We start from the raw sequence: 23,309 nt of genomic DNA, 5'->3' as shown, positions 1-23,309 counted from the left end.
CGCGGCGGAAGCTCAGGTTACGCCGAGGAGACCGGAAAGGCGCGCCGGGCGGTACGCGGGGCCGCCGGCGGGCACCGGCGACCCCGCGTCCTCCTCAGCGGGAGTCCGAACCCGTGGTGGTGATGGCCGCGCGGCCCGCCTCCAGCCGGGCCACCGGCACCCGGAACGGCGAGCAGGAGACGTAGTCCAGCCCGACGGAGTGGAAGAAGTGCACCGAGTCCGGGTCACCGCCGTGCTCGCCGCAGACGCCGAGCTTCAGCCCCGGACGGGCCGCCCGGCCCTCCTCGGCGGCGATGCGGACCAGCCGGCCGACGCCGTCGGTGTCGATCGACTCGAACGGCGAGATGCCGAAGATGCCCAGCTCCAGGTAACGCCAGAAGAACGCGCCCTCCACGTCGTCGCGGGAGAAGCCCCAGCCCATCTGGGTCAGGTCGTTGGTGCCGAAGGAGAAGAACTCGGCCGCCTCGGCGATCTGCCCGGCGGTCAGCGCCGCCCGGGGCACCTCGATCATCGTGCCGATCAGCACCTCGACGCCGCTGTCCCCGACCACCTCGGCGATGATCCGCTCGGCCTCGGCGCGTACCGTCTCCAGCTCCTGCACGGCCCCGACCAGCGGCACCATGATCTCCGGGCAGGCCGTGCCGCCGTCGCGGACGACCGCGACGGCGGCCTCCGCGATCGCGCGGACCTGCATGGCGAACAGGCCCGGGATGACCAGGCCGAGCCGGACGCCGCGCAGGCCCAGCATCGGGTTCTCCTCGTGCATCCGCCGCACGGCGGCGAGCAGCGCCTCCTCCTTGGCGACGTCCTCGCCGCGCTCCTGGGCGACCGCGACGTTCACCGCGAGCTGCTCCAGCGGGGGCAGGAACTCGTGCAGCGGCGGGTCGATCAGCCGCACGGTGACCGGCAGGCCGTCCATCTCGCGGAAGATCTCGATGAAGTCGGCCCGCTGCAACGGCAGCAGCGCGGCGAGCGCGTCCTCCCGCTCCCGTTCCCCGGAGGCCAGGATGAGCCGCTCGACCAGCTCGCGCCGGTCGCCGAGGAACATGTGCTCGGTGCGGCACAGGCCGATGCCCTCGGCACCGAAGCGCCGCGCCCGGGCCGCGTCCGCGCCGGTGTCGGCGTTCGTGCGGACCCGCAGCCGCCGCGCGGCGTCGGCGTGCGTCATGATCCGGTGTACGGAGCGGACCAGCGCGTCGTCGGTGTTCTCCGGGTCGAGTTCGCCCTCGAAGTACTGCACCACCTCGGACGGCATGACCGGCACCTCGCCGAGGTAGACCTTGCCGGTGGTGCCGTCGATCGAGACCACGTCGCCCTCGTTCACCACGTGGTCGCCCACTGTGAACTTCTTCGCCGGTACGTTCACTTCCAGCTCGTCGGCGCCGGAGACGCAGGTCTTGCCCATGCCGCGGGCCACCACCGCGGCGTGGCTGGTCTTGCCGCCCCGGGAGGTCAGGATGCCCTTGGCGGCGATCATGCCGTTGAGGTCGTCCGGGTTGGTCTCCCGGCGGACCAGGATCACCGACTCCCCCTCGGCGGCCAGCTCGACCGCGCGCGCCGAGGTGAAGACCACCTTGCCGGACGCCGCGCCCGGGGAGGCGCCGATGCCCTTGGCGACCGGCTCGAACTCGTGGTCGAGCTGGAAGCGCGGGAACATGAGCTGGGCGAGCTGCGCGCCGTTGACCCGGTGCAGCGCCTCGTCCAGGTCGATCAGGCCCTCGTCGACGAGCTGCCCGGCGATGACGAACGCGGCGGCGGCGGTGCGCTTGCCGACCCGGGTCTGGAGCATCCAGAGCTTGCCGCGCTCGATGGTGAACTCGATGTCGCAGAGGTCCTTGTAGTGCTCCTCCAGCCGGGCCATGATGCCGAGCAGCTGGTCGTAGGACGTCTTGTCGAGCTGCTCCAGCTCCTGCAACGGCACCGTGTTGCGGATGCCGGCCACCACGTCCTCGCCCTGGGCGTTGGCGAGGTAGTCGCCGTAGATGCCCTGCGCCCCGCTGCCCGGGTCGCGGGTGAACGCGACGCCGGTGCCGGAGTCGGGGCCGAGGTTGCCGAAGACCATCGTCACCACGTTGACGGCGGTGCCCAGGTCGGCCGGGATGCGCTCCTGCCGGCGGTAGAGGATCGCCCGCTCCGCGTTCCACGAGTCGAAGACCGCGCGGATGGCGAGGTCGAGTTGCTCGCGCGGCTCCTGCGGGAACTCGCGGCCGGTGTGCTTGGCGAAGATCTGCTTGTACGCGTCGACCAGCCCGCGCAGGTCGTCGGCGTCCAGATCGAGGTCGTTGTGCGTGCCCTTGGCGCGCTTGATCTCGTCCAGCGCGTGCTCGAACTCCTCGCCCGGCACCTCGCAGACGGTCTTGCCGAACATCTGGATCAGCCGCCGGTAGGAGTCCCAGGCGAACCTGTCGTTCCCACCCGCTTGGTTGCTCAGGCCGACCACGCTTCGGTCGTTGAGTCCCACGTTGAGGACGGTCTCCATCATGCCCGGCATGGAGAACTTGGCGCCGGAGCGTACCGAGACCAGCAGCGGGTCGTCCGGGTCGCCGAGGCGCCGGCCCATCTCGCGCTCCAGCGACTCCAGGTGCGCCTCGATCTGCGCGGCCAGGCCGTCCGGCTCGCGCCCGGTCGTCAGGTACGCCTTGCAGGCCTCTGTGGTGATCGTGAAGCCGGGCGGAACCGGCAGGCCGAGATTCGTCATCTCGGCCAGGTTGGCCCCCTTGCCGCCGAGCAGATCCTTGAGATCCTTGTTGCCCTCGGCGAAGTCGTAGACGTACTTCTGCTCGACCGGATCGTGCGCTGCCACCAGAGCCTCCCACGCGCGCCATTGACACTTAACGAAGGTTCAGTTCGGACATACCCCGGTAGTGACCACCGGTAATCCCGGCTCGTCAGCGTCGGTGGGGCGAAGGCTAGGCGAGTTTCGAGAAACCTGGGAGCGTTCGGTGACTTTCGGCACAACGGTCACCACAATCCGCGTTCGTACGGGTTTTTGGGAACGCTTCCACGAGCACGATCACGCAATTCCGAGTCCTCTCGTACTCTTGACGTCACTGCATCTCGCGGAACCTGACCTTTGCCATATCCCGCGCGAATACACCCTCGGAGTCGTCGCCGTGCAGACCAACCCCGCCGCCCCGGAGACCGGGCCGGAGCCGACCGACACCCGCCCCACCAGCCCGTCCTCCGGCGCAGTTCCGCCGTCCACGGCTTCGGCGCCGTCCGCGGCTTCGTTGCCGACCCCTGGTGAAGGGCTGCCCGGTGTGCCGGCGCCCGCGGCCGAGCTGGCCCGGGTCGCCGCGGGCCGGGCCGCCGGGGCGCTCGCCGGACCGGCGGCGGTCCGGCTGGGCGACGTGGTGCCGGCACCCGGGCAGGTGCTCCCGGACCCGGCCGGCGACTTCACGCTGAGCGCGGACGCGGTGCTGCGGGTCAGCCCCGCCGCGCGGGACGTCGCCGAACAGCTCGCCGGCTGGCTGCGCCCGGCCACCGGCTTCCCGCTCCCGGTCGCCGACACCACCGAGGGCGGCCCGCTGACGCTCACGCTGTCCCCGGCGGACACCGCCGTGCCGAGCGGCGCGGTCGCGTCCGGGCCGGCGTCCACGGGCCGGGAGGCGGCTGATGTGGCGGGCGGCGAGCCGTCCGGCGCGACGGCCCGCACCGCCGGGCCGGACGACGCCGGGCTCGGGGACGAGGGCTACCGCCTCGACGTGACCGTCGGCGGCGTCCGGATCACCGCCGGCACCCCGGCCGGGCTGTTCCACGGCGCGCAGACGCTGCGGCAGCTGCTACCCGCGCCGATCGAGAGCCCGGCCCCTGTCGCCGTGCGCTGGGCGGTGCCCGGCGGCACGATCGTCGACCGGCCGCGCTTCCCCTACCGGGGCGCCATGCTCGACGTCGCCCGCCACTTCTTCCCGGTCGAGGACGTGCTGCGGGTGGTCGACCACCTGGCCCGCTACAAGCTCAACCACCTGCACCTGCACCTCACCGACGACCAGGGCTGGCGGATCGCCGTCGACTCCTGGCCCCGGCTCACCGAGGTCGGCGGCGCGACCGCTGTCGGGGACGGCCCGGGCGGCTGGTACACCCGGGACGACTACCGCCGCATCGTCGCGTACGCCGCCCGACGCCACGTCACAGTGGTGCCCGAGATCGACCTGCCGGGCCACACCAACGCGGCGCTGGTCGCGTACCCCGAACTGGCGCCCGGCAAGGTCGCGCCGCCGCCGTACACCGGCACCGAGGTCGGGTTCAGCTTCGTCGACCCCGCCGACGAACGGACGTACGCCTTCGTCGCGGACGTGGTCGGCGAGGTGGCCGCGCTGACGCCCGGGCCGTGGCTGCACCTCGGCGGCGACGAGGCGTTCAAGGTGCCCGCCGACAGCTACCGCGCGTTCGTGGCGCGGGCGCAGCGGCTGGTCGCCGCCACCGGCAAGACAGTCGTCGGCTGGCACCAGCTCGCCCCGGCCGAACACGTCGACGGGCGCGTCCTGCAGTGGTGGGGCACGAACGGTGACGACCCGGAGACCGCCGACGCGGTACGCCGGGGCGCCCGGCTGATCCTGTCCCCCGGCAACCACGCGTACCTGGACATGAAGTACGCCCCGGATACCCCGATCGGACACGACTGGGCCGGTCTGATCGACGTGCGCCGCGCGTACGAGTGGGATCCGGCCAGGCACGTGCGGGGCGTGCCGGCCGAGGCGGTGCTGGGTGTGGAGGCGCCGCTGTGGACCGAGTCGGTCACGACGATCGCCGAGGTCGAGTTCATGCTCTTCCCGCGCCTGCCCGCGGTCGCCGAACTCGGCTGGTCACCCCGCGAGACGCACGACTGGTCCCGGTTCCGCAGCCGGCTGGCCGCCCAGGGCCCGCGCTGGACCACAGCCGGCATCACCTTCCACCCCTCCCCCGAACTCCCCTGGCCCCCCACCACCCCAGGCATCCCCACCCAACCCACCCCCCACACCACCCCCACCACCCCCTGACCCCGCACCAGCCCTCGCCCTCGCTGGGTCGATCATGAAGTTGACGGCGACAAACCGGACACGAACTGCCGCCAACCTCATGATCGACGCAGCGATCCAGGGCGGGTGCGCGGACGGCGCGTGACGGCGCGTGCCGCACGCCCGATTCGCGAGATCTTGGTACGAAACGGCCCTCGGAGGGGCGCGGACGTACCAAGATCTCGAAGCCCGACCCGGGCCAGCCCTCGTAACTCGGGCGCCGAGTGGGGATCCGGGGACCCACTCCTCCTCTCATCGCAGCGGTGATCAAGGAGTTTGTGCCGGCCGCGAGGCCCCAGACGGACACAAACTCCTTGATCAACGAAGTGGTGAGGTCTGGCCCGAGGGCCGGGCGGACCCGGAGCGGCCCGGGGTCTGGTGTCGGGGCAGCCCCGATGGGGTCGGTGTCCGGGTTCGGGGTGGTCGGGGTCACCGGTGGGATGGAATCGGGGGTGGGTGCGGGGCGTTGTACATGGCAGACCGCGCCGCACCCGCCGACCGCCCGCCCGACGGGCCGGGAATCAGGCCGGGACGCCGGAGCAGGCCAACCCCCTGGCCGCCCGGACGAGCCACCGGCCCGAGGCACGTACCGGGCCACCTGATCTTTCTTCGCGGCATCCCCCATCGCCGCGTACCCCCGACAGAGAGGCAACTGATCATGGCTACCACTCTGCTGCGCAAGACCGCTCTGACCGTCGCCGGTATCGCCGCCACCGCTGGTGGCATCGCCGGCCCCGCCATCGCCGCCCAGGCCACCCCGGCCGAGCGCGCCGCCCAGGTCGTCACCAACGACCGCAAGCACGGCGAGCGTGAGCTGGGCGTGCGCTACGAGGCGCAGCCGAACTTCTACTTCTGTGGCCCGGCCGCGGCCCGTAACGCGCTGAGCGTGCAGGGCAAGAACATCGACGTGCACGCCATGGCCGAGGAGATGGGCACCACCGAGGACGGCACCAACTCCATCAACGACATCACCCCGGTGCTGAACAAGGAGACCGGCAAGGACGTCTACAAGTCGACCGAGATCCCGGTGGACAAGGCCGGTGAGAAGGTGGAGAAGCTGCGCGCCGACGTGGTGCGCACGGTGGACGACGGCCGGGCCGTGGTGGCGAACATCGCCGGCACCGCGACCGACACCGACGGCAACACCCACTCGTTCGAGGGTGGCCACTACATCAGCGTGGTCGGCTACCGCGACGGCGGCAAGGTCGTGACGATCGCCGACTCGGCGAACCCGGACCAGGCCTCGTACCGGATGGACGTGGACGCCCTGGCGCACTGGATCGCCAGCCGCGGCTACAGCTCCTGACACATCGGCACAGCGAAGGGCCCGACCCCGAACGGGGTCGGGCCCTTCGGCGTCTCTCAGCCGCCGGAGTCGTCCAGCTCCGCGCCGTCCGGCGGGGTGTCGTCGTCGCGGCTGGCCAGCCAGCCGTCGGGCAGGAAGACCTTGCCCGGGGAGTTGGTGCGGCCACGTGGCTGGCCGAGGTTCTCCACCGGGAACGGTACGGCCGGGTCGAGCTTGCCGAGCAGGTCGTCGAGCTGGGCCAGGCTCTCGATCATGGCGAGCGAGCGGCGCAGCTCGCTGCCGATCGGGAAGCCCTTCAGGTACCAGGCGACGTGCTTGCGGAAGTCGGTGCAGCCGTCCCGCTCACCCCGGGCCGGGTTGCGCGCGCCGGCCACGAACTGCTCCACCAGCAGCTCGGCGTGCCGGCGCATGGTCATCGCGACCTCGCCGAGGCTGGGCAGCCGCCGCGCGGGGCTCCCGTTGAACGCGGCCTCCAGGTCGGCGAACAGCCACGGCCGGCCCAGGCAGCCGCGCCCGATCACCACGCCGTCGACGCCGGTGTGCGCGACCATCCGCAGCGCGTCGTCGGCCTCCCAGATGTCGCCGTTGCCGAGCACCGGCACGTCGAGCGCCGCCTTGAGCGTGGCGATCGCGTCCCAGTCGGCGGTGCCGGAGTAGCGCTGCGCGGCCGTACGCCCGTGCAGGGCGACCGCCGCGACGCCCGCGTCCTGTGCCGCCAGCCCCGCCTCGACGTACGTCAGGTGGTCGTCGTCGATGCCCTTGCGCATCTTGACCGTGACCGGCACCCCGGCGGGTGACGCGGCATCCACGGCGGCCTTGACCAGCCGGGCGAACAGCCGGCGGCGCCACGGCAGGGCCGAGCCGCCGCCCTTGCGGGTCACCTTGGGCACCGGGCAGCCGAAGTTGAGGTCGATGTGGTCGGCCAGGTCGCGCTCGACCACGATCCGTACGGCGGCGGCGGTGATCTCCGGGTCGGTGCCGTAGAGCTGGAGGCTGCGGGGCTGCTCCTCGGCGCCGAAGGCGATCATGCGCAGCGTCTTCGGGTTCCGCTCGACGAGCGCCCGGGTGGTGATCATCTCGCAGACGTAGATGCCGCCGCCCTGCTCGCGGCAGAGCCGGCGGAAGCCGACGTTGGTGATCCCGGCCATCGGCGCGAGCACCACCGGCGGCCACACCCGGTGCGGGCCGATGGTCAACGCGGGCAGGGTCGGGGCAGTCACCTGACCAGTGTAGGGAGGCGTTCTCGGGTATCGACGCCTACCGGGCGTCCACCCGCTGCGGCGCGGGCTTCGGCGCGGTCCCGGGCTCTCCCGCCGGCATGATCAGCAGCAGCGCGAGGACGCCCAGCCCGCCCGCGACGGCGCCGACGAACTGCACGACGCCGTAGCCGACCCCGGCGGCGAGCAACGTGAGGAAGACCGCCACGGAGATGGCCCCGGCCACGTGGGTGGTCGACTCGAACACCGCCGAGGCCGTTCCCTGGTCGCCCGGCGGCGCGTCACCGACACAGACCCGGGTCAGCCCGACGTAGATCGGACCGGCGCTGAGCCCCCAGGCGACCAGGATCGTCGTCACGAGGATCAGTGGGCCGCCCGCGCTGACCGCCACCAGCGCGAGCGTGACCGCGCACAGGGCCAGCGCCACCGCGACGACCCGCCGCGCGCCGAACCGGCGGATCAGCGCGCCCGCCGGAGCGGCGCTGACCAGCGCGCCGAGCAGCACCGGGGCCAGCACCAGCCCGGCGCCCGCCGGGGACAGGCCGTGGACCTCCTGGAGGTAGAGACTGCCCACGACCACCACCACCGCGTACGCGGCCGAGTGGGCGGCGAAGGCGAGGCAACCGGCGACCAGCGGGCGCGACCGGAGCAGGGCCGGCCGGACCAGCGGATCGGCCACCCGCCGCTCGACGCGCACCAGCAGGAACAGCAGCACTCCGGAGGCGGCGACCGCGCCGAGCGCGACCGGGTCCGGACCCGACTCGGCGATCCGGTTCGCGCCGAAGATCAGCGCGAGCAGCATGCCGGTGGCGAGGACCGCCCCGGCGAGGTCCAGCCGCTGCCGGCCGCCCGGTTCAGGCCGGCTCACCGGCAGCAGCACCCGGGCCGCCACCATCGCCACCAGTCCGACCGGCACGGTGGCCAGGAAGACCCAGCGCCAGCCCAGGTGCGAGGTGATCAGGCCGCCGACGATCGCCCCGGCCAGACCGGCCGTGTTCGCGGCGGCGGCGACCACCGCGAACACCCGGCTGCGCCACGGCTCGTCCGGGAAGAACGTGGCCGCCGACGCCAGTGTCGCCGGGATGGCGAGGGCCGCGCCGACGCCCTGGAGCACCCGGCCGAGCAGCAGCGGGAGCAGCGCGGTCGCCAGCCCGGCCAGGGCCGAGCCGAGAGTGGCCAGCGCGAGGCTGACGACGATCAGCCGGCGTCGCCCCCACAGGTCGCAGAGCCGGCCCCCGAGCAGCAGCAGGCCACCGATGCTCAGCGAGTACAGCGTCACGACCCACTGGAGGCGGTCCGGGCCGAGGCGGAACTCGGCACCGATGCGCGGCAGCGCCGTGGCCACCGCCAGGCTGTCGAACAGCACCAGGAACATGGCGCTGGCCAGGACCAGCGCGGTCGGCCATCGATGCGCCACCACCGCGGGCGCCGGGGTGGCGGACGGTCCGGTGGTCGCCTGCCGCATCTCGCCCCCCTCCGCTGCCGGTGAGGGATCTGCTACCCGGCGCTCCCGCCGGCTAACGACAACGGGCTCGCGGGATTCAGACACGTCGACCTGTCGTCCGGTCCGGGAGACGCGAAGAAGGGCGCCGTCGGCGACGGCGCCCTTCTTCGTTAGACGTCAGCAGCCGGGCAGGCGCTCGATCAGGTAGCGCTCGACCTGGTCCAGGGAGACGCGCTCCTGGGCCATGGTGTCCCGGTTCCGGACCGTGACCGCGTTGTCGTCGAGCGTGTCGAAGTCGACCGTGACGCAGAACGGCGTGCCGATCTCGTCCTGCCGGCGGTAGCGGCGGCCGATCGCCTGCGAGTCGTCGAACTCGACCACCCAGCGCTTGCGCAGGTCGGCGGCGAGCTGCTTGGCCTTCGGCGACAGCGCCTCGTTGCGCGACAGCGGCAGCACCGCGACCTTGACCGGGGCCAGCCGCGGGTCGAAGCGCATGACGGTGCGCTTGTCCACGCCGCCCTTGGTGTTCGGCGCCTCGTCCTCGTCGTACGCCTCGAGCAGGAACGCCAGCACCGCGCGGGTGAGGCCGGCGGCCGGCTCGATCACGTACGGGATCCAGCGCTCGCCCTTGCCCTGGTCGAAGTACGACAGGTCGACGCCGGAGTGCTTGCTGTGCGTGGACAGGTCGAAGTCGGTGCGGTTGGCGATGCCCTCCAGCTCGGCGAAGTCGGTGCCGCCGAACTGGAACCGGTACTCGATGTCGACGGTGCGCTTCGAGTAGTGGGAGAGCTTCTCCTTGGGGTGCTCGTAGAAGCGCAGGTTCTCCTCGGACAGGCCCAGGTCGAGGTACCAGTTCCAGCGCTCGGAGAGCCAGTACTCGTGCCACTGCTCGTCCGTGCCCGGCTCGACGAAGAACTCCATCTCCATCTGCTCGAACTCACGGGTCCGGAAGATGAAGTTGCCCGGGGTGATCTCGTTGCGGAACGACTTGCCGGTCTGCGCGATGCCGAACGGCGGCTTCTTGCGGGCGACCGTCTCCACGTTCTTGTAGTTGACGAAGATGCCCTGGGCGGTCTCCGGGCGCAGGTAGTGCATGCCCTCGTCGCTCTCCACCGGGCCCAGGTAGGTCTTCATCAGGCCGTTGAACATCTTCGGCTCGGTGAAGGTGCCCTTGTTGCCGCAGTTGGGGCAGTTCAGCTCCGTCAGCGAGGTCAGCGGCTTGCCGTGCTTGGCCTCGTACGCCTCTTCCAGGTGGTCGGCCCGGAACCGCTTGTGGCAGGACTGGCACTCGGTCAGCGGGTCGACGAACTCGGCGATGTGGCCGCTGGCCTCCCAGACCTTGCGGGCCAGGATGACCGCCGAGTCGAGGCCGACGACGTCGTCGCGCTGCTGCACCATGGTCCGCCACCACTGCCGGCGGACGTTCTCCTTCAGCTCGACGCCGAGCGGACCGTAGTCCCACGCCGACCGGGTGCCCCCGTAGATCTCGCTTGAGGGAAAGACGAAACCCCGGCGCTTGGCGAGGCTGGTGACGGCGTCGATACGGTCGGCTGGCATGTTTCCTCCTACGCCGGCTGGCGGTCGGCGCGGTTGAGATGGATGGAACCGGGCTGTTCGGGACAACGGTACGACCGTGTCCGTCCCGAGCCCAGCAGAATACCGGGGGCCGGTCAGCTCACCCCGCAGACCTCCACGCCGCCCGTCTGCTGGTCCGCCGCCAGCGTCACGGTCTGCGCCTCCCGCCGGCCGCCGGCCAGCGTGACGTCCACCGGCACGGTGAGCGTGGTGAGGTCGACCTCGCCCACCCGGTAGCCGGAGATCTGCGGCTCGGTGGCCACCCGCCGCTCGAACTCCCGCCGGGGCTCGCGTCGGCGGATGTCGTCGCAGAGCGTGTCGTACGCCTTGGACCACTCCCGCGCCACGAGCGCCTGGTAGTAGTCGTTCGTGACCGCCCGGCCCTGCTCGCCGATCGCCTGGGCGTTGCTCACCGCCAGACCCACCACCGCCGTGCCGCCCCCGCCGCAGCAGATCAGCACGGCGAGCGCGCCCGCGCCGAGGCCGAGCCACAGCCGGGTCCGCCCGCCCTCGGTGGGCGGGGCGGCGAACGGCGGCGCGGCGCCGGGCCCCTGCGGCGGCGCGGGCACCCCGGGGTCCGCCGGCTGCGCGGGCGGAACGGATGGCGGGGGTGGCGCGGCCGGTCCGGGAGCGGTCATACGCGCCAGGGTAGTGCCCCGGCACTCAGCGATACGGACGTGCGGCACGATCGCTGGCGACGACGACGATCTCCCCCTCGGGGGCGGCGCCGGCGAGCGTCTCGTACGCGGACGGCTCGTCCACCGATCGGGCGAGCAGCGGCACGGCGGTGACCTTGACGTCGAATCCGCCGAGCGCCCGCCGGTACGCGCCGACCGACTCCCACTCGGTGACCAGGAGCCAGTGGTCCGGATCGTCGAGCGCCCGCAGCAGTTCACCGCGCAGGTAGCCGGGGCGGGCGGCGAGCGCGGTCAGCGCGGCGTGCGCCGCACGGGTGAACTCGTCCACCGTTTCGGCTTCCACCACGAACCGGTTGGTGACCAGCACGGCGTTCCTCCTCGTAGAGTTTGTGGCATGCAGCGTACGCAGAGTCCCGTGCTGTCCCGGTTGGCACGGCTCAACCCGACGGCGGTGTTCCTGGCCGCGCTGGCCCTGGTGCTTGTCGGCCTGTTCGCGCCCGGCCCGGCGGGCGGCGTCCTGCTGCTCGTGCTGGCCGGCGGGCTGGTCTGGCTGATGTCGGTCACCTGGCCGGTGCAGGCCCCGGCGACCCGGATGCTCCGGCTGGTGATGTTGACCTTGTTGATCGCGGTGGCGCTGGCGAAGCTCATGGTCGGCTGACCTGACGAAGCCGAGCTGACCTGCGCTGACATGCAATCATGCGTTTTTGACAATAGTTTTCGTTGTCGCGGACAGTTGAGCCCATGACCGTTCGTGCACCGCGCCGCATCCTGACCGCCGCAGCCACCGCCCTGCTCGCCACCGCCGGCCTGACCGCCTGCGCGGACGGCACAGGCGGCGCGAGCGAGCCAGGCAGGGTCGACGTGGTGGCCGCGTTCTACCCGCTCCAGTTCCTGGCCGAGCGGATCGGCGGCGACACGGTCGCGGTCAGCAACCTCACCAAGCCGGGCGCCGAGCCGCACGACCTGGAACTCAACCCGCGGCAGGTCGGCCAGGTCGTCGACGCCGACGTGGTCGTCTACCTCAGCGGCTTCCAGCCGGCGGTGGACGAGGCGGTGGAGCAGAACGGCGGTGACCGCGCGTTCGACGTGGCGGGCGTGACGCCGCTGCTGGACGCCGCCGCCGGTGGCCACGACCACGACCACGAGGGCGAGGCCGGGCACGCCGAGGAGGGCGGCGGCAAGGACCCGCACGTCTGGCTCGACCCGACCCGGCTGGCCACCATCGGCGACAAGCTCGCCGAGCGGCTCGGCAAGGCCGACCCGGACCACGCCGCCGACTACACCGCCCGCGCCGGCGCGCTGCGCTCCGAGCTGACGAAGCTCGACACCGAGTACGCCGACGGCCTGCGCACCTGCCAGCGCCGGGAGATCGTGACCAGCCACACCGCGTTCGGCTACCTGACCGAGCGCTACCGGCTGGAGCAGATCGGCATCAGCGGGCTCACCCCGGAGTCCGAGCCGTCCCCGAAGCGCCTCGCCGAGGTCGCCGAGGAGGCCCGGGAGCACCAGGCCGGCACGATCTTCTTCGAGACGCTGGTCAGCCCGAAGGTCGCCGAGACGATCGCGCGTGAGGTCGGGGCGAAGACGGCGGTCCTGGACCCGCTGGAGGGCCCGCCCGCCGACGGCGACTACCTCTCCGCGATGCGCACCAACCTGCAGACCCTGCGAACCGCTCTGGACTGTTCATGACCCCACCCGTGATCGAGATCGCGCACGCCACGGTCGGCTACGACGGCCGCCCGGTGCTGCGTGACGTCTCGTTGACAGTGACCGCCTCAGAGGTGGTCGCCGTGCTCGGCGCCAACGGCTCCGGCAAGTCGACGCTCGTGCGCGCCGCGCTCGGCCTGGTGCCGGTCGGCGCCGGGTCGGTCGCCCTGTTCGGCACGCCGCAGCGCCGCTTCCGGCAGTGGCACCGCATCGGGTACGTGCCGCAGCGGCTCGGCGCGGGCAGCGGAGTGCCCGCCACCGTGCGCGAGGTGGTGGCGTCCGGGCGGCTGGCCCGCCGGGGCGTGCTGCGGCCCGCGGGGCGGGCGGACCGGGAGGCGGTGGCGGCGGCGCTGGACGCGGTCGGGCTCGCCGACCGGGCCGGTGACCCGGTGTCCACGCTCTCCGGCGGCCAGCAGCAGCGCACCCTGATCGCCCGCGCGCTCGCCGGCGGGCCGGAGCTGCTGGTGCTCGACGAGCCGACCGCCGGGGTGGACGCTGCGAGCCAGGAGGCGTTCGCCGGGGCGCTGCGCACGTTCCGCGACGGCGGGGGCACCGTGCTGCTCGTCGCGCACGAGCTGGGCCCGCTGCGCCCGCTGATCAGCCGGGCCGTGGTGGTGCACCAGGGCGGGATCGCCCACGACGGCGCGGTGCCCGAACCGGCCGGCCACCACGCCGACCCGGACCACGAGCACGTGCACCCGCACTGCGACGAGGAGCCCGCCCGGCTCTGGACAGGCATCTGAGATGGATCTCTTCCAGTACGACTTCATGCTCCGCGCCCTGGTCGGCGCGCTGATCATCGGGCTGGCCGCCCCGGCGCTCGGCATCTACCTGGTGCAGCGCCGGCTGGCGCTGATCGGCGACGGGCTCGGGCACGTGGCGCTCACCGGCGTCGGCGCGGGACTGCTGCTCAACCGCTCCCCCGTGCTGGTGGCGGTGATCGCCGCGACGCTCGGCGCGGTGGTGATCGAGCTGGTCCGCGCGTACGGGCGCACCTCCGGTGACCTGGCGCTGGCGTTGCTGTTCTACGGCGGCATCGCCGGTGGCGTGATGCTGGTCGGGCTCTCCGACGCCAGCAGCGGGTCGCTCAACGCGTACCTGTTCGGGTCGCTGACCACCACCTCCCGGACCGACCTGATCACCATCGGGGTGCTCGGCGTGGTGCTGCTGGTGACCATGCTGGTGCTGCGCCCGGCGCTGTTCGCGGTGTGCCACGACGAGGAGTACGCCAGGGTGTCCGGCCTGCCGGTACGGGCGCTGAACCTGCTCATCGCGGTCGGCACCGCGGTCACCGTGACCATCGCCATGCGGGCGGTCGGGGTGCTGCTGATCAGCGCGCTGATGGTGGTGCCGGTTGCCACCGCGCAGCAGGTGACGAGGGGCTTCCGGTCGACCATGGCGGCGGCCATGGCGCTGGGCCTGTTCGCCGCCGGCGCCGGGGTGTGGGTGGCGGCCACCGCCGACACCGCACCCGGCGCGTCGGTGGTGCTCGTGGCGATCGGCTCGTTCCTGCTGGTCGCGCTGGCGGCAGCCGGTGTGCGGGCGCTGCGGCGGCGGGTACGGGCCGACCGGGTCGCGCCGCCGTCCGAGCCGGCCGAGCACGAGGTGCTGCTGCGGTGAGGCCCTACCCGCCGCCGCAGCTGGGATTGGTTACCGTTACAGGGTGACCGGCACGAACGGGTACGACGCCTTCGAGGGTGCGGGTGACCTGCTGCGCGCGCTCTCGGCCCCGATCCGGCTCGCGATCGTGAGCGAGCTGGCCGAGGGCGAACGCTGCGTGCACGAGCTGGTCGAGAAGCTCGGCGCGCCGCAGCCGCTGGTCTCCCAGCACCTGCGGGTGCTGCGGGGCGCCGGCGTGGTGCGCGGGTCGCGGCGCGGCCGGGAGATCGCGTACGCCCTGGTCGACGACCACGTCGCGCACATCGTGGCGGACGCCGTCAGTCACGCCGGCGAAGGGTCGCACTGAGCGGGAAATCGGCCAGGTGCCGACGTGCCCGCGCCGTGGGACGCTGTCCGGCGTGAAGATCTACGCCGACCGTTTTCCCACCGCCGTCCGCCAGTTCCTCACCGACCTGCTCGTGGTCGTCTGGGTGTACGCCGCGATCCGCTTCGCGCTGTGGCTGCACGACCTGGTCGAGAAGCTCGCCGTACCCGGGCAGAAGCTGGAGGGGGCCGGTGGTGGACTCGCCGACAACCTGGCCGACGCCGGCGGCAAGGTCGGCCGGGTGCCGATCGTCGGCGACGAGCTGACCGCGCCGTTCACCCGCGCCGCCGAGGCCGCCCGCTCGGTCGCCGAGGCGGGCCGCGACCAGCAGGAGCTGGTCGGGCAGCTCGCGCTCGCGCTGACCGTCGCGGTGCTGGTGTTCCCGCTCGGCCTGGTGCTGTTCGGCTGGCTGCCGCTGCGCCTGCGCTGGATGCGCCGGGCGGGCGCGGCGAAGGCCCTGGCCGGCGCACCGGCCGGGCGGGACCTGCTGGCGCTGCGCGCGCTGGCCGGTCAGCCGCTGTCGAAGCTGACCCGGATCGCGCCCGACGTCGCCGAGGCGTGGCGGCGCGGCGACGACGCGACAGTCGACGCGCTCGCCGCGCTGGAGCTGCGCGAACTGGGGCTGCGCGGCGGCCGGTAAGGTGTGCCGGTGCTGTACTTCCTGATCGTCGTCGCCGTGCTGCTGCTGGCGTACGCGGGCGTGCTGGTGAGTTTCGTCCGCAAGGGCCGCAAGATCCCGCCGTCGGCGTACCTGGTGCTGGCCGGGCTCAACGGCCTGATCCTGGCCGGCATCCTGGCCTGGGCGATCGCGCGCTGACCGCCGCGGCGGCCGTCCGGGCGGGACGGCCGCCGGGGCGCTCCGGTCAGCCGGCGGGCGGGATGCGACGACGGACGTCCTGCTCGGTGGACGGCCCCGGTTCCCAGCGGGCCACCCACGGCAGGTCGGCGGGCGGGGTGACGACGCCGTCCTCCACCGAGGCGTACCGGCCGGCGACGATCCGCTTGGCGGCGGCCACGTCGACCGAGTCGGTGTTCGACCACAGGCCGGTGAACAGCTCGTCGACACGCAGCCGCGCCTGCCGGCAGAACAGGTCGGCCAGCTCGACGTTCTCCGGGTGCGCGTCCCGCTCGGCGTAGGCCCGGACGCAGACCGCGCTCATCGCGAACAGCTCCGCGCCGATGTCCACCACCCGGCCGAGGAACGCCTGCTTGCGTTCCATCTTCCCCTGCCACCGGGACATCGCGTAGAACGTCGACCGGGCCAGCTTGCGGGAGGTCCGCTCGACGTGGCGCAGGTGCCCGGCCAGCGGTCCGAACTCCTGGTACGCCCCGGGCGTCTGCCCCTTGCCGACGGCGAGCGTGGGCAGCCATTTCGCGTAGAAGGCGCCGGCCCGCGCGCCCGCCCTGGCCTTGCGGCCCAGCCCGGCGTCGGGGTCGATGATGTCGCCCGCCACGGACAGGTGCGCGTCGACCGCCTCGCGGGCGATCAGCAGGTGCATGATCTCGGTGGAGCCCTCGAAGATCCGGTTGATCCGCAGGTCGCGCAGGAGCTGCTCGACGGCGGCCGGCCGTTCCCCCCGGGCGGCCAGCGAGTCGGCCGTCTCGTAGCCGCGGCCACCGCGGATCTGGATCAGCTCGTCGGCGATCCGCCAGGCCATCTCGCTGGCGTAGAGCTTGACCAGTGCCGCCTCGATCCGGATGTCGTTGCGGTCGTCGTCGGCGAGCATGCAGGACAGGTCGAGCATCGACTCCATTCCGTACGTGGTGGCGGCGATGAAGGACAGCTTCTTCGCCACCGCCTCGTGCTCGCCCACCGGGCGGCCCCACTGGACCCGGTCCGCCGCCCATTCCCGGGCCACGTTCAGCGCCCACTTGCCGGCGCCGACGCACATGGCCGGCAGCGAGAGCCGGCCGGTGTTCAACGTGGTCAGCGCGATCTTCAGGCCCTTGCCCTCGCCGCCGATCACGTTCTCCTTCGGCACGAACACGTCGTGGAACCGGGTGAGGCTGTTCTCCAGGCCGCGCAGCCCGACGAAGGAGTTGCGCCGCTCCACGGTGATGCCGTCGCTGTCGCCCTCCACCACGAACGCGGTGATGCCGCCGCGCCGCCCTTCACCGGCCGGCACCCGGGCCATCACCACCAGCAGCGTGGCGAGCGTGCCGTTGGTGGCCCAGAGCTTCACCCCGTTGAGCCGGTAGCCGGTGCCGTCCGCCGTCGGCTCGGCGGTGGTGGCGAGCCGGGCCGGGTCGGAGCCGACGTCCGGCTCGGTGAGCAGGAACGCGGAGACCTCACCGGCGGCTAGCCGGGGCAGGAACCGTTCCTTCTGCTCGGGCGTGCCGAACATCTTCAGCGGCTGCGGCACGCCGATCGACTGGTGCGCGGAGAGCAGCGCGCTGACCGCCGGGTTCACCGAGCCGACGAGCATCAACGCCCGGCAGTAGTGCAGGTTGCTCAGCCCGAGCCCGCCGTACTTCCGGTCGATCTTCATGCCGAACGTGCCGAGCCCGGCCAGGCCGTGGAACACCTCGTCGGGGATGCGCGCGTCCCGCTCGATCGCCTCGCCGTCCACGTCGGACGCCAGGTACGCGCGCAGCGCGCCGAGGAACTCGTCCGCGCGGGCCACCTCGGCCGGGTCGGGGCGGGGCCACGGGTCGATCAGGTCGAGCCGGAACCGGCCGAGGAACAACTCCTTGCCGAAGCTGGGCCGGTCCCAGGCCGACTCGCGGGCCGCCTCGGCGACCTGGCGGGCCTCCTTCTCGGAGACCTGGCCCGCCTCGGTGGGCAGGGGTCCCGCGCCGTCGGGTGACTCGGGCCGGCTGTTCTGTGTCGTGGTCACGGCTGCCTCCTCGCGGTCCGGCTGCGTCGACGCGTGCGACGAAAACGACGCTACCCCCGGGTGTTACCCAGGGGTAGCGCCGCGTGCACGCCCGATTTGGCGAACCGTCAGTCGGTGAGCGACTGAGGGTTGTCGTCCTCGTCGTCGATGTCGTCCTCACCCCAGTTGCGCCGGCTGAACGGCAGGATCGCCCAGAAGATCAGGAACCACAGGCCGGTGAGCGCGCTGAGCAGGAACGCGATCGGCCGGTCCAGCACGAAGTCGGTGACCAGCAGGACCGAGCTGACCATCGCGATCAGCATGAAGAACAGGCCGCCGGTGGCCATCCGGTGGGCGAACCGGACCAGTTCGGGCTTGCGGCCCTGCCGGAACAACGCCCGGTGGAACGCGACCGGAGAGATGATCATCGCGGCGGACGCGGCGGCGGTCAGCAGCGCCAGGATGTAGACGTCGCGCTGGAACTCCGTGGTCCGGCCGAACCCGTTGCTGAACGGCAGCGTCAGCAGGAAGGCGAAGAGGATCTGCACGCCGGTCTGCGCGACCCGCAGCTCCTGCAACAGATCGGCGAAGTTGCGCTGCCAGCGCTGCTTCTCGGATTCCTTGGACACTCGCGGACCTCCCCGGGAGACGGCACGGCCGGCGGGTGAACGCCCACCGGCAGGACCGCCTGTGCCCCGTACGGCTGATCACGAAACCGGTTCAGGATCCCCGGCGGATGCGGCCCGCGTACCGTGCCTCCAGCTCGGCGTTGTGCTCGTCGCCGCCGGTGATGTTCGCGGACAGGTAGACCGGCGGGCGCTGCCCCACCGCGACCAGCCGGGCCACCACCTCGGCGACGATCTGCTGGGCGAGCAGCGCCGCCGTGATCGAGGAGACCGCGCCGACCGCGCCGCCGCCGGGCAGCGGCAGCGTGGCGTCGCCGTACGGGGCGCCGTTGTCCAGCACCACGTCGGCGAAGTCGGCGAGCTTGCGGCCGGACGGGTGCCGCGACGTCATCCGGGCCGAGTGCTGCGCCGAGGTGATCGCCACCAGGCCGTGCCCGCGTTCCTTCACGACGGACGCGAACTCGACCATCGCCCCGTTCACGCCCGAGTTCGAGGCCAGCACGAACACGTCCTGCGGCCGGATCGGCGCCAGCTCGTAGAGGCGGTGCGCCACCGCCGGGTCGCGTTCCAGCTTCGGACCGAGCACGTCGGCCGGGTCGCCGCCGACCAGCACCAGGTCACGCAGCGCGATCCGGTTGGTGGGCACCAGCCCGCCGGCCCGCCCGGCGATCTCCATGGCCAGCGCCTCGGAGTGCCCGGTGCCGAACGCGTGCACCACGCCGTCGGCCTGCAGCGCCGCCGCGATCAGGTCGGCCGCGTCGGCCACGTTCTGTCGCTGCTCGGCCGCGACCCGGCCGATCGTCTCGGTCACCACCGCCAGGTACGCGTCGGCGCTCACCGTCATGCTTCCTCCGTTCCTGCGCACCGGGCGAGGATCGCCTCGGCCAGCGGGCCGGGCGCCTCGTCCGGGATCCAGTGACTGACCCCGGGCAGCACCACGAACCGGTAGTCACCCGTGACGTGCCCGGCGCACGCCTGCGCGGCCGACCGGCCGATCGCCACGTCCTTGTCGCTCCAGACGAACGTGGTGGGCACCCCGACCGGGGCGACCGCCTTCATGTCCGTCCCGGTCATCGCGCGGTACCAGTTCAGCGCCGCCGTCAACGCCCCCGGCTCGCGCATCGGCTCGGCGTACCGGGCCACCTCGCCGGCGCCGCCCACCCCGCTCAGCAGCTTGCGCAGCGTGGCGCCGTTCCACGCCAGCAGCACCTTCTCCGCCGTACCGGGCTTGCGGAACAACGCGATGTAGGCGGACTTGACCTTTTGCCGGGGGTCGGTGGCGAGCGCGTGGCCCATGGCGGCCGGGTGCGGCACCGACACCGCGGTCAACGTCCGGACCCGCTCCGGGTGCGCCGCCGCCAGGCCCCACGCCACGATCGCGCCCCAGTCGTGGCCCACCACGTGCGCGCGGGTCACCCCGAGCGCGTCCAGCACCGCCGCCGCGTCGGCCACCAGCTCCGGAATCCGGTACGCCCCGACGTCCGCCGGACGCGCGCCGGGCGAGTAGCCGCGCTGGTCGAGCGCGTACGTGCGCAGCCCGGCGGCGTGCAGGGCGGGCGTGACCGCGTCCCACTCGCCGGAGTGCTGCGGGAAGCCGTGCAGCAGCAGGACGGGATCACCGCCCTCGGGGCCGCCGGCGCGTACCTCGAACGTCAGTCCCCGCGCATCCACCAGCATGATCGCCACCATACCGACACTCGCCCTGCTGGGCTGGGGGCCGTCGTCGGTGCTAGCGTCTGCGACGAGACAACTTCACATCCGACAGGGGAGCGCACAGCGCTGAGAGTGCGGGCCGGTGCCCGCAGACCCTCGAACCTGATCTGGGTAATGCCAGCGCAGGGAGTTCGGTCGACCTCCAGCCGCGTCGCCGTCCGGTGACCACCGGGCGCGGCGTGCGTCTTCTCCTGGTTCACCTCGACGAACTGGGAGCCAACCATGAACCGTACCGACAGCAACCGCTGGCGTACCGTCGACATCGTCGTCGCCTCGGTCATCGCCGTAGCCTTCGGCGTCGTGTTCCAGCTCTGGAACATCCTCTGGAAGGGCAGCGACGGGCCGTTCGCCTTCTTCGCCCCGCTGCAGTCGGTGATGTACGGCGTCTGGCTCATCCCGGCCGTGCTGAGCACGCTGATCGTCCGCAAGCCGGGTGCGGCGCTGCTCACCGAGACCGTCGCCTCGACCGTCTCGGTGCTGCTCGGCTCCCCGTACGGCGCGATGGCGATCCTCCAGGGCGCGGTGCAGGGCCTGGGCGTCGAGGCGGTCTTCGCGGCCACCAGGTACCGCCTCTACCGGCCGCTCACGGCGGCGCTCGCCGGCGCGTGCGGCGGCCTCTTCGCCACGCTGTTCGACGCCCTGTACTGGTACCCGGGCACGAGCTGGACGACCTTCCGGCTGCCCTACATCGCCTTCGGTGTGCTCAGTTGCCTGCTGGTGGCCGGCCTGGGCGCGGTGGCCCTCACCCGCGCGCTGGCGAACACCGGCGTACTGGACCGTTTCCCCGCCGGCCGCGACCGAGCCTTGATCTGAGGCCTCACCCCCCCCGCCCGGTGATCAAGGAGTTTGCGTCCGCCGGGCACGGTTCTCCGGACGCGAACTCCTTGATCACGCAGGCTGGGCCGGGAGAGGGGGTGGGTGGGCGGTGAGCGCTGTGGTGCTGCGGGGGTTCGGGTGGCGGCACGGGGGGCGCCGGCGCTGGGCTCTGCGTGGAGTGGATCTGCGGGTGGAGAGCGGGGAGCGGGTGCTGCTGCTCGGGCCCTCCGGGGCCGGCAAGAGCACGCTGCTGGCCGCGCTCGCCGGGCTGCTGCCGGAGGACTCCGGCGAGCAGGAGGGCACCGTCGAGATCGACGGGCTGGACCCGCGCAAGGCCCGCGAGCGCGTCGGCATCGTCTTCCAGGATCCGGAGACCCAGCTCGTGATGGCCCGCTCCGGCGACGACGTGGCGTTCGGGCTGGAGAACCGTGGCGTACCCGCCGGGGAGATCTGGCCCCGCGTCGACGAGGCGCTGCACCGGGTCGGCTTCCCGTACGACCGGGACCGCCCGACCGCCGCGCTCAGCGGCGGCGAGCAGCAGCGGCTGGCGCTGGCCGGCACGCTCGCACTGCGGCCGGGGTTGCTCCTGCTCGACGAACCCACCGCCAACCTCGACCCGGCCGGTGCCACCCTGATCCGCCGCGCCGTCACGAACGCGCTCGACCCGGACACCACGATGATCCTGGTCGAGCACCGGGTCACCGAGGCGCTGCCGCTGGTCGACCGCGTCGTGGTGCTGGAACCCGGCGGCGGGGTACGCGCCGACGGGCCACCCGAGACGGTCTTCGCCGCGCACGGCGACGCGCTGGCCGCCGCCGGGGTCTGGGTACCGGGCCGCACCGTGCCGGACCGGCACGCCACCACGCCGCCCGGCGACGTGCTGCTCACTGCCGACCGGCTCGGCCTCCCACCCCGGCTCGACCCCACCGACCTTCGGGTACACGCCGGCGAGGCGCTCGCCGTCCTCGGACCCAACGGGGCCGGCAAGTCCACACTCGCGCTGCTCCTGGGCGGTCTGCTGCGCCCCGGAACGGGCACCGTCACCGCGTCCGCCGAACTGACCGGGCGGGACGCGCGTACTCCCCCGCACCGCTGGCGGGCACCCGCGCTGGTACGCCGGATCGGGTCGGTGTTCCAGGATCCGGAGCACCAGTTCGTCACCGCCACGGTGCGCGACGAGCTGGCGCTCGGCCCCCGCCGCACCGGTCAGCCCGAGACGGCGGTGACCGCCACCGTGGACGGGTTGCTGCACCGGCTGCGGCTGGACAAGCTGGCCGGCGCCAACCCGTACACCCTCTCGGGTGGGGAGGCGCGGCGGCTGAGCGTGGCGACGGCCCTGGCCACCGCGCCCCGCCTGCTGATCTGCGACGAGCCCACGTTCGGCCAGGACCGGCGGACCTGGCTGGAGCTGGTCGACCTGCTCGCCGAACTGCGCGACGCCGGGCACGGCGTGGTCGCCGTGACCCACGACGAGGACTTCGTGGCCGCGCTGGCCGACCGGACGCTCACCCTGCGCCGGTCACCGCCGGACGCGGAGCACGTCCCCGGCGCGCGGCCCCCGGCCGGTGCCGAGCGCTCGGGCGACGACGGTCCGGCTGCCGGGCGTGCGCCGTGATCGGCCTCGAACCGGTCGCCGCACCCGGCGCTCCGCTGGCCCGGCGCAACCCGGTGGCGAAGCTGGCCGCCGCGCTGGTGTTCACCCTGATCCTGGTGGCGACGCTCGACCCGGTGGCCCCGGCCGTCGCCATCGCCGTCGAACTCGCGGTGCTGCCGCTGTTCGGTGTCCGCTACCGGGTGCTGGCCCGCCGGGCGTGGCCCCTGCTCGCCGGTGCCGTCGGCATCCTGGTCACGCTGGTGCTCTTCGCGGCCGACCGCTCCGGTCCGGTACTGGTCGAGGCCGGGCCGGTCCTGGTCACCCAGGGCGTGTTGATGACCGCGCTCGGGCTGGTGCTGCGCATGTTCGCGGTGGCGCTGCCCGGCATCGTCGTGTTCGCCACCACCGACCCGACCGACCTGGCCGACGCGCTGATCCAGAACGCGAAGGCGCCCGCCCGGTTCGCCATCGGGGCGCTCGCCGCGTTCCGGATGGTGCCGCTGCTGGAACAGGAGTGGCGGATGATCAGCATGGCCCGCCGGGCCCGCGGCGTGGACGCCGGCCACAACCCGGTGGCGAAGCTGCGGCTGTTCGCGTCCACCGCGTTCACGCTGCTCGTGGGCGCGATCCGGCGGGGTACGCGGCTGGCCGTGGCGATGGACGCCCGGGGCTTCGACGCGGGTACGCCGCGCTCGGTCGCCCGCCGTCAGCGCTTCGTCCTCGCCGACACGCTGTTGATCGTCGGGGCGGCGCTGATCGCCGGCGCGGCGCTGACGCTCAGCGTGCTGCTCGGCACCTTCCGCCCCCTGATCGGCTGACCCCTCCCACCCACCCCGCCGATCAGGACATCGACGATCTCCTTTCGTGACAGTGGTC

22 protein-coding genes and 1 riboswitch are annotated in these 23,309 nt (G+C 72.9%); of the genes, 12 read left to right on the top strand and 10 right to left on the bottom strand.

Annotation, left to right across the window (positions count from 1 at the left end; genetic code table 11):
- Nucleotides 1–94 precede the first annotated feature (94 nt).
- On the bottom strand, nucleotides 95–2,803 hold the full coding sequence (gene ppdK / locus ACN27C_RS15920) for a pyruvate, phosphate dikinase (RefSeq protein WP_422751492.1): 2,709 nt from the start codon (nucleotides 2,801–2,803) through the stop codon (nucleotides 95–97).
- A 310-nt stretch (nucleotides 2,804–3,113) separates the two neighbouring features.
- Between ppdK and ACN27C_RS15915 the strand changes: the two genes are divergently transcribed.
- Together ACN27C_RS15915 and ACN27C_RS15910 are read left to right on the top strand one after the other, a co-directional pair.
- Entirely contained in the window at nucleotides 3,114–4,979 is a 1,866-nt protein-coding gene (locus ACN27C_RS15915; protein WP_422751491.1) for a beta-N-acetylhexosaminidase, read from the top strand.
- 676 nt (nucleotides 4,980–5,655) lie between these two features.
- On the top strand, nucleotides 5,656–6,303 hold the full coding sequence (locus ACN27C_RS15910; RefSeq protein ID WP_091421647.1) for a C39 family peptidase: 648 nt from the start codon (nucleotides 5,656–5,658) through the stop codon (nucleotides 6,301–6,303).
- Nucleotides 6,304–6,359: 56 nt separating this feature from the next.
- Here the strand turns inward: ACN27C_RS15910 and dusB are convergent, their stop codons facing one another.
- The 5 genes from dusB to ACN27C_RS15885 form a co-directional block, all read right to left on the bottom strand.
- Entirely contained in the window at nucleotides 6,360–7,523 is a 1,164-nt protein-coding gene (gene dusB / locus ACN27C_RS15905; RefSeq protein ID WP_121685356.1) for a tRNA dihydrouridine synthase DusB, read from the bottom strand.
- Between the two features lie 37 nt (nucleotides 7,524–7,560).
- Entirely contained in the window at nucleotides 7,561–8,985 is a 1,425-nt protein-coding gene (locus tag ACN27C_RS15900) for an MFS transporter (protein WP_252454470.1), read from the bottom strand.
- 156 nt (nucleotides 8,986–9,141) lie between these two features.
- Nucleotides 9,142–10,521 carry a glycine--tRNA ligase gene (locus ACN27C_RS15895; protein WP_120568531.1) on the bottom strand — a complete coding sequence of 460 codons (1,380 nt, stop codon included), beginning with the start codon at nucleotides 10,519–10,521 and terminating at the stop codon, nucleotides 9,142–9,144.
- Between the two features lie 113 nt (nucleotides 10,522–10,634).
- Nucleotides 10,635–11,108, bottom strand: a complete 474-nt coding sequence (locus ACN27C_RS15890; RefSeq protein WP_120568530.1) for a hypothetical protein — start codon at nucleotides 11,106–11,108, stop codon at nucleotides 10,635–10,637.
- A gap of 94 nt (nucleotides 11,109–11,202) precedes the next feature.
- Nucleotides 11,203–11,544, bottom strand: coding sequence for an antibiotic biosynthesis monooxygenase family protein (locus ACN27C_RS15885; RefSeq protein WP_120568529.1), 342 nt, complete (start codon nucleotides 11,542–11,544; stop codon nucleotides 11,203–11,205).
- Between the two features lie 27 nt (nucleotides 11,545–11,571).
- Between ACN27C_RS15885 and ACN27C_RS15880 the strand changes: the two genes are divergently transcribed.
- From ACN27C_RS15880 to ACN27C_RS15850, 7 genes are all read left to right on the top strand, one after another.
- A complete protein-coding gene (locus tag ACN27C_RS15880) occupies nucleotides 11,572–11,835 on the top strand; it encodes a DUF6703 family protein (protein WP_120568528.1) in 264 nt (87 codons plus the stop codon).
- Nucleotides 11,836–11,918: 83 nt separating this feature from the next.
- On the top strand, nucleotides 11,919–12,866 hold the full coding sequence (locus tag ACN27C_RS15875; protein WP_121685353.1) for a metal ABC transporter substrate-binding protein: 948 nt from the start codon (nucleotides 11,919–11,921) through the stop codon (nucleotides 12,864–12,866).
- Entirely contained in the window at nucleotides 12,863–13,627 is a 765-nt protein-coding gene (locus ACN27C_RS15870) for a metal ABC transporter ATP-binding protein (RefSeq protein WP_252454474.1), read from the top strand. The genes ACN27C_RS15875 and ACN27C_RS15870 overlap by 4 nt, the downstream gene beginning before the upstream one ends.
- Nucleotide 13,628: 1 nt before the next feature.
- Entirely contained in the window at nucleotides 13,629–14,504 is an 876-nt protein-coding gene (locus ACN27C_RS15865) for a metal ABC transporter permease (RefSeq protein ID WP_387033593.1), read from the top strand.
- 43 nt (nucleotides 14,505–14,547) lie between these two features.
- Nucleotides 14,548–14,850 (top strand): ArsR/SmtB family transcription factor, encoded by a 303-nt coding sequence (locus ACN27C_RS15860; protein WP_013287947.1) that lies wholly within the window; start codon nucleotides 14,548–14,550, stop codon nucleotides 14,848–14,850.
- Between the two features lie 52 nt (nucleotides 14,851–14,902).
- Nucleotides 14,903–15,508, top strand: coding sequence for a hypothetical protein (locus ACN27C_RS15855; RefSeq protein WP_120568524.1), 606 nt, complete (start codon nucleotides 14,903–14,905; stop codon nucleotides 15,506–15,508).
- Nucleotides 15,509–15,517: 9 nt separating this feature from the next.
- Entirely contained in the window at nucleotides 15,518–15,685 is a 168-nt protein-coding gene (locus ACN27C_RS15850; RefSeq protein WP_162959003.1) for a hypothetical protein, read from the top strand.
- Nucleotides 15,686–15,731: 46 nt separating this feature from the next.
- Here the strand turns inward: ACN27C_RS15850 and ACN27C_RS15845 are convergent, their stop codons facing one another.
- The 4 genes from ACN27C_RS15845 to ACN27C_RS15830 form a co-directional block, all read right to left on the bottom strand.
- On the bottom strand, nucleotides 15,732–17,705 hold the full coding sequence (locus ACN27C_RS15845) for an acyl-CoA dehydrogenase family protein (protein WP_357825464.1): 1,974 nt from the start codon (nucleotides 17,703–17,705) through the stop codon (nucleotides 15,732–15,734).
- A 107-nt stretch (nucleotides 17,706–17,812) separates the two neighbouring features.
- Nucleotides 17,813–18,313, bottom strand: a complete 501-nt coding sequence (locus ACN27C_RS15840) for a DUF6328 family protein (RefSeq protein WP_091421688.1) — start codon at nucleotides 18,311–18,313, stop codon at nucleotides 17,813–17,815.
- A gap of 91 nt (nucleotides 18,314–18,404) precedes the next feature.
- Nucleotides 18,405–19,154 (bottom strand): sugar isomerase domain-containing protein, encoded by a 750-nt coding sequence (locus ACN27C_RS15835; RefSeq protein ID WP_422751490.1) that lies wholly within the window; start codon nucleotides 19,152–19,154, stop codon nucleotides 18,405–18,407.
- A complete protein-coding gene (locus tag ACN27C_RS15830) occupies nucleotides 19,151–19,987 on the bottom strand; it encodes an alpha/beta fold hydrolase (protein ID WP_422751489.1) in 837 nt (278 codons plus the stop codon). Before ACN27C_RS15830 ends, ACN27C_RS15835 begins: the two co-directional genes overlap by 4 nt.
- Before the next feature lie 76 nt (nucleotides 19,988–20,063).
- A riboswitch (TPP riboswitch) is annotated at nucleotides 20,064–20,170 on the top strand.
- A 75-nt stretch (nucleotides 20,171–20,245) separates the two neighbouring features.
- Here ACN27C_RS15830 and ACN27C_RS15825 point away from each other — a divergent pair.
- The 3 genes from ACN27C_RS15825 (at nucleotide 20,246) to ACN27C_RS15815 (ending at nucleotide 23,251) form a co-directional block, all read left to right on the top strand.
- Nucleotides 20,246–20,836, top strand: a complete 591-nt coding sequence (locus ACN27C_RS15825) for an ECF transporter S component (RefSeq protein ID WP_422751488.1) — start codon at nucleotides 20,246–20,248, stop codon at nucleotides 20,834–20,836.
- Between the two features lie 112 nt (nucleotides 20,837–20,948).
- Nucleotides 20,949–22,454, top strand: a complete 1,506-nt coding sequence (locus ACN27C_RS15820; protein WP_422751487.1) for an ABC transporter ATP-binding protein — start codon at nucleotides 20,949–20,951, stop codon at nucleotides 22,452–22,454.
- The gene (locus ACN27C_RS15815; protein ID WP_422751486.1) at nucleotides 22,451–23,251 is read left to right on the top strand and encodes an energy-coupling factor transporter transmembrane component T family protein; all 801 of its coding nucleotides are present in this window, start codon (nucleotides 22,451–22,453) and stop codon (nucleotides 23,249–23,251) included. The genes ACN27C_RS15820 and ACN27C_RS15815 overlap by 4 nt, the downstream gene beginning before the upstream one ends.
- The last annotated feature ends 58 nt before the right edge of the window (nucleotides 23,252–23,309 follow it).

The organism is Micromonospora sp. WMMD1219 (genome assembly GCF_049315215.1).
Taxonomy (GTDB): domain Bacteria; phylum Actinomycetota; class Actinomycetes; order Mycobacteriales; family Micromonosporaceae; genus Micromonospora; species Micromonospora tulbaghiae.
The sequence above is the reverse complement of the archived record's forward strand: the minus strand, read 5'-3'. Positions and strand labels throughout refer to the sequence as shown.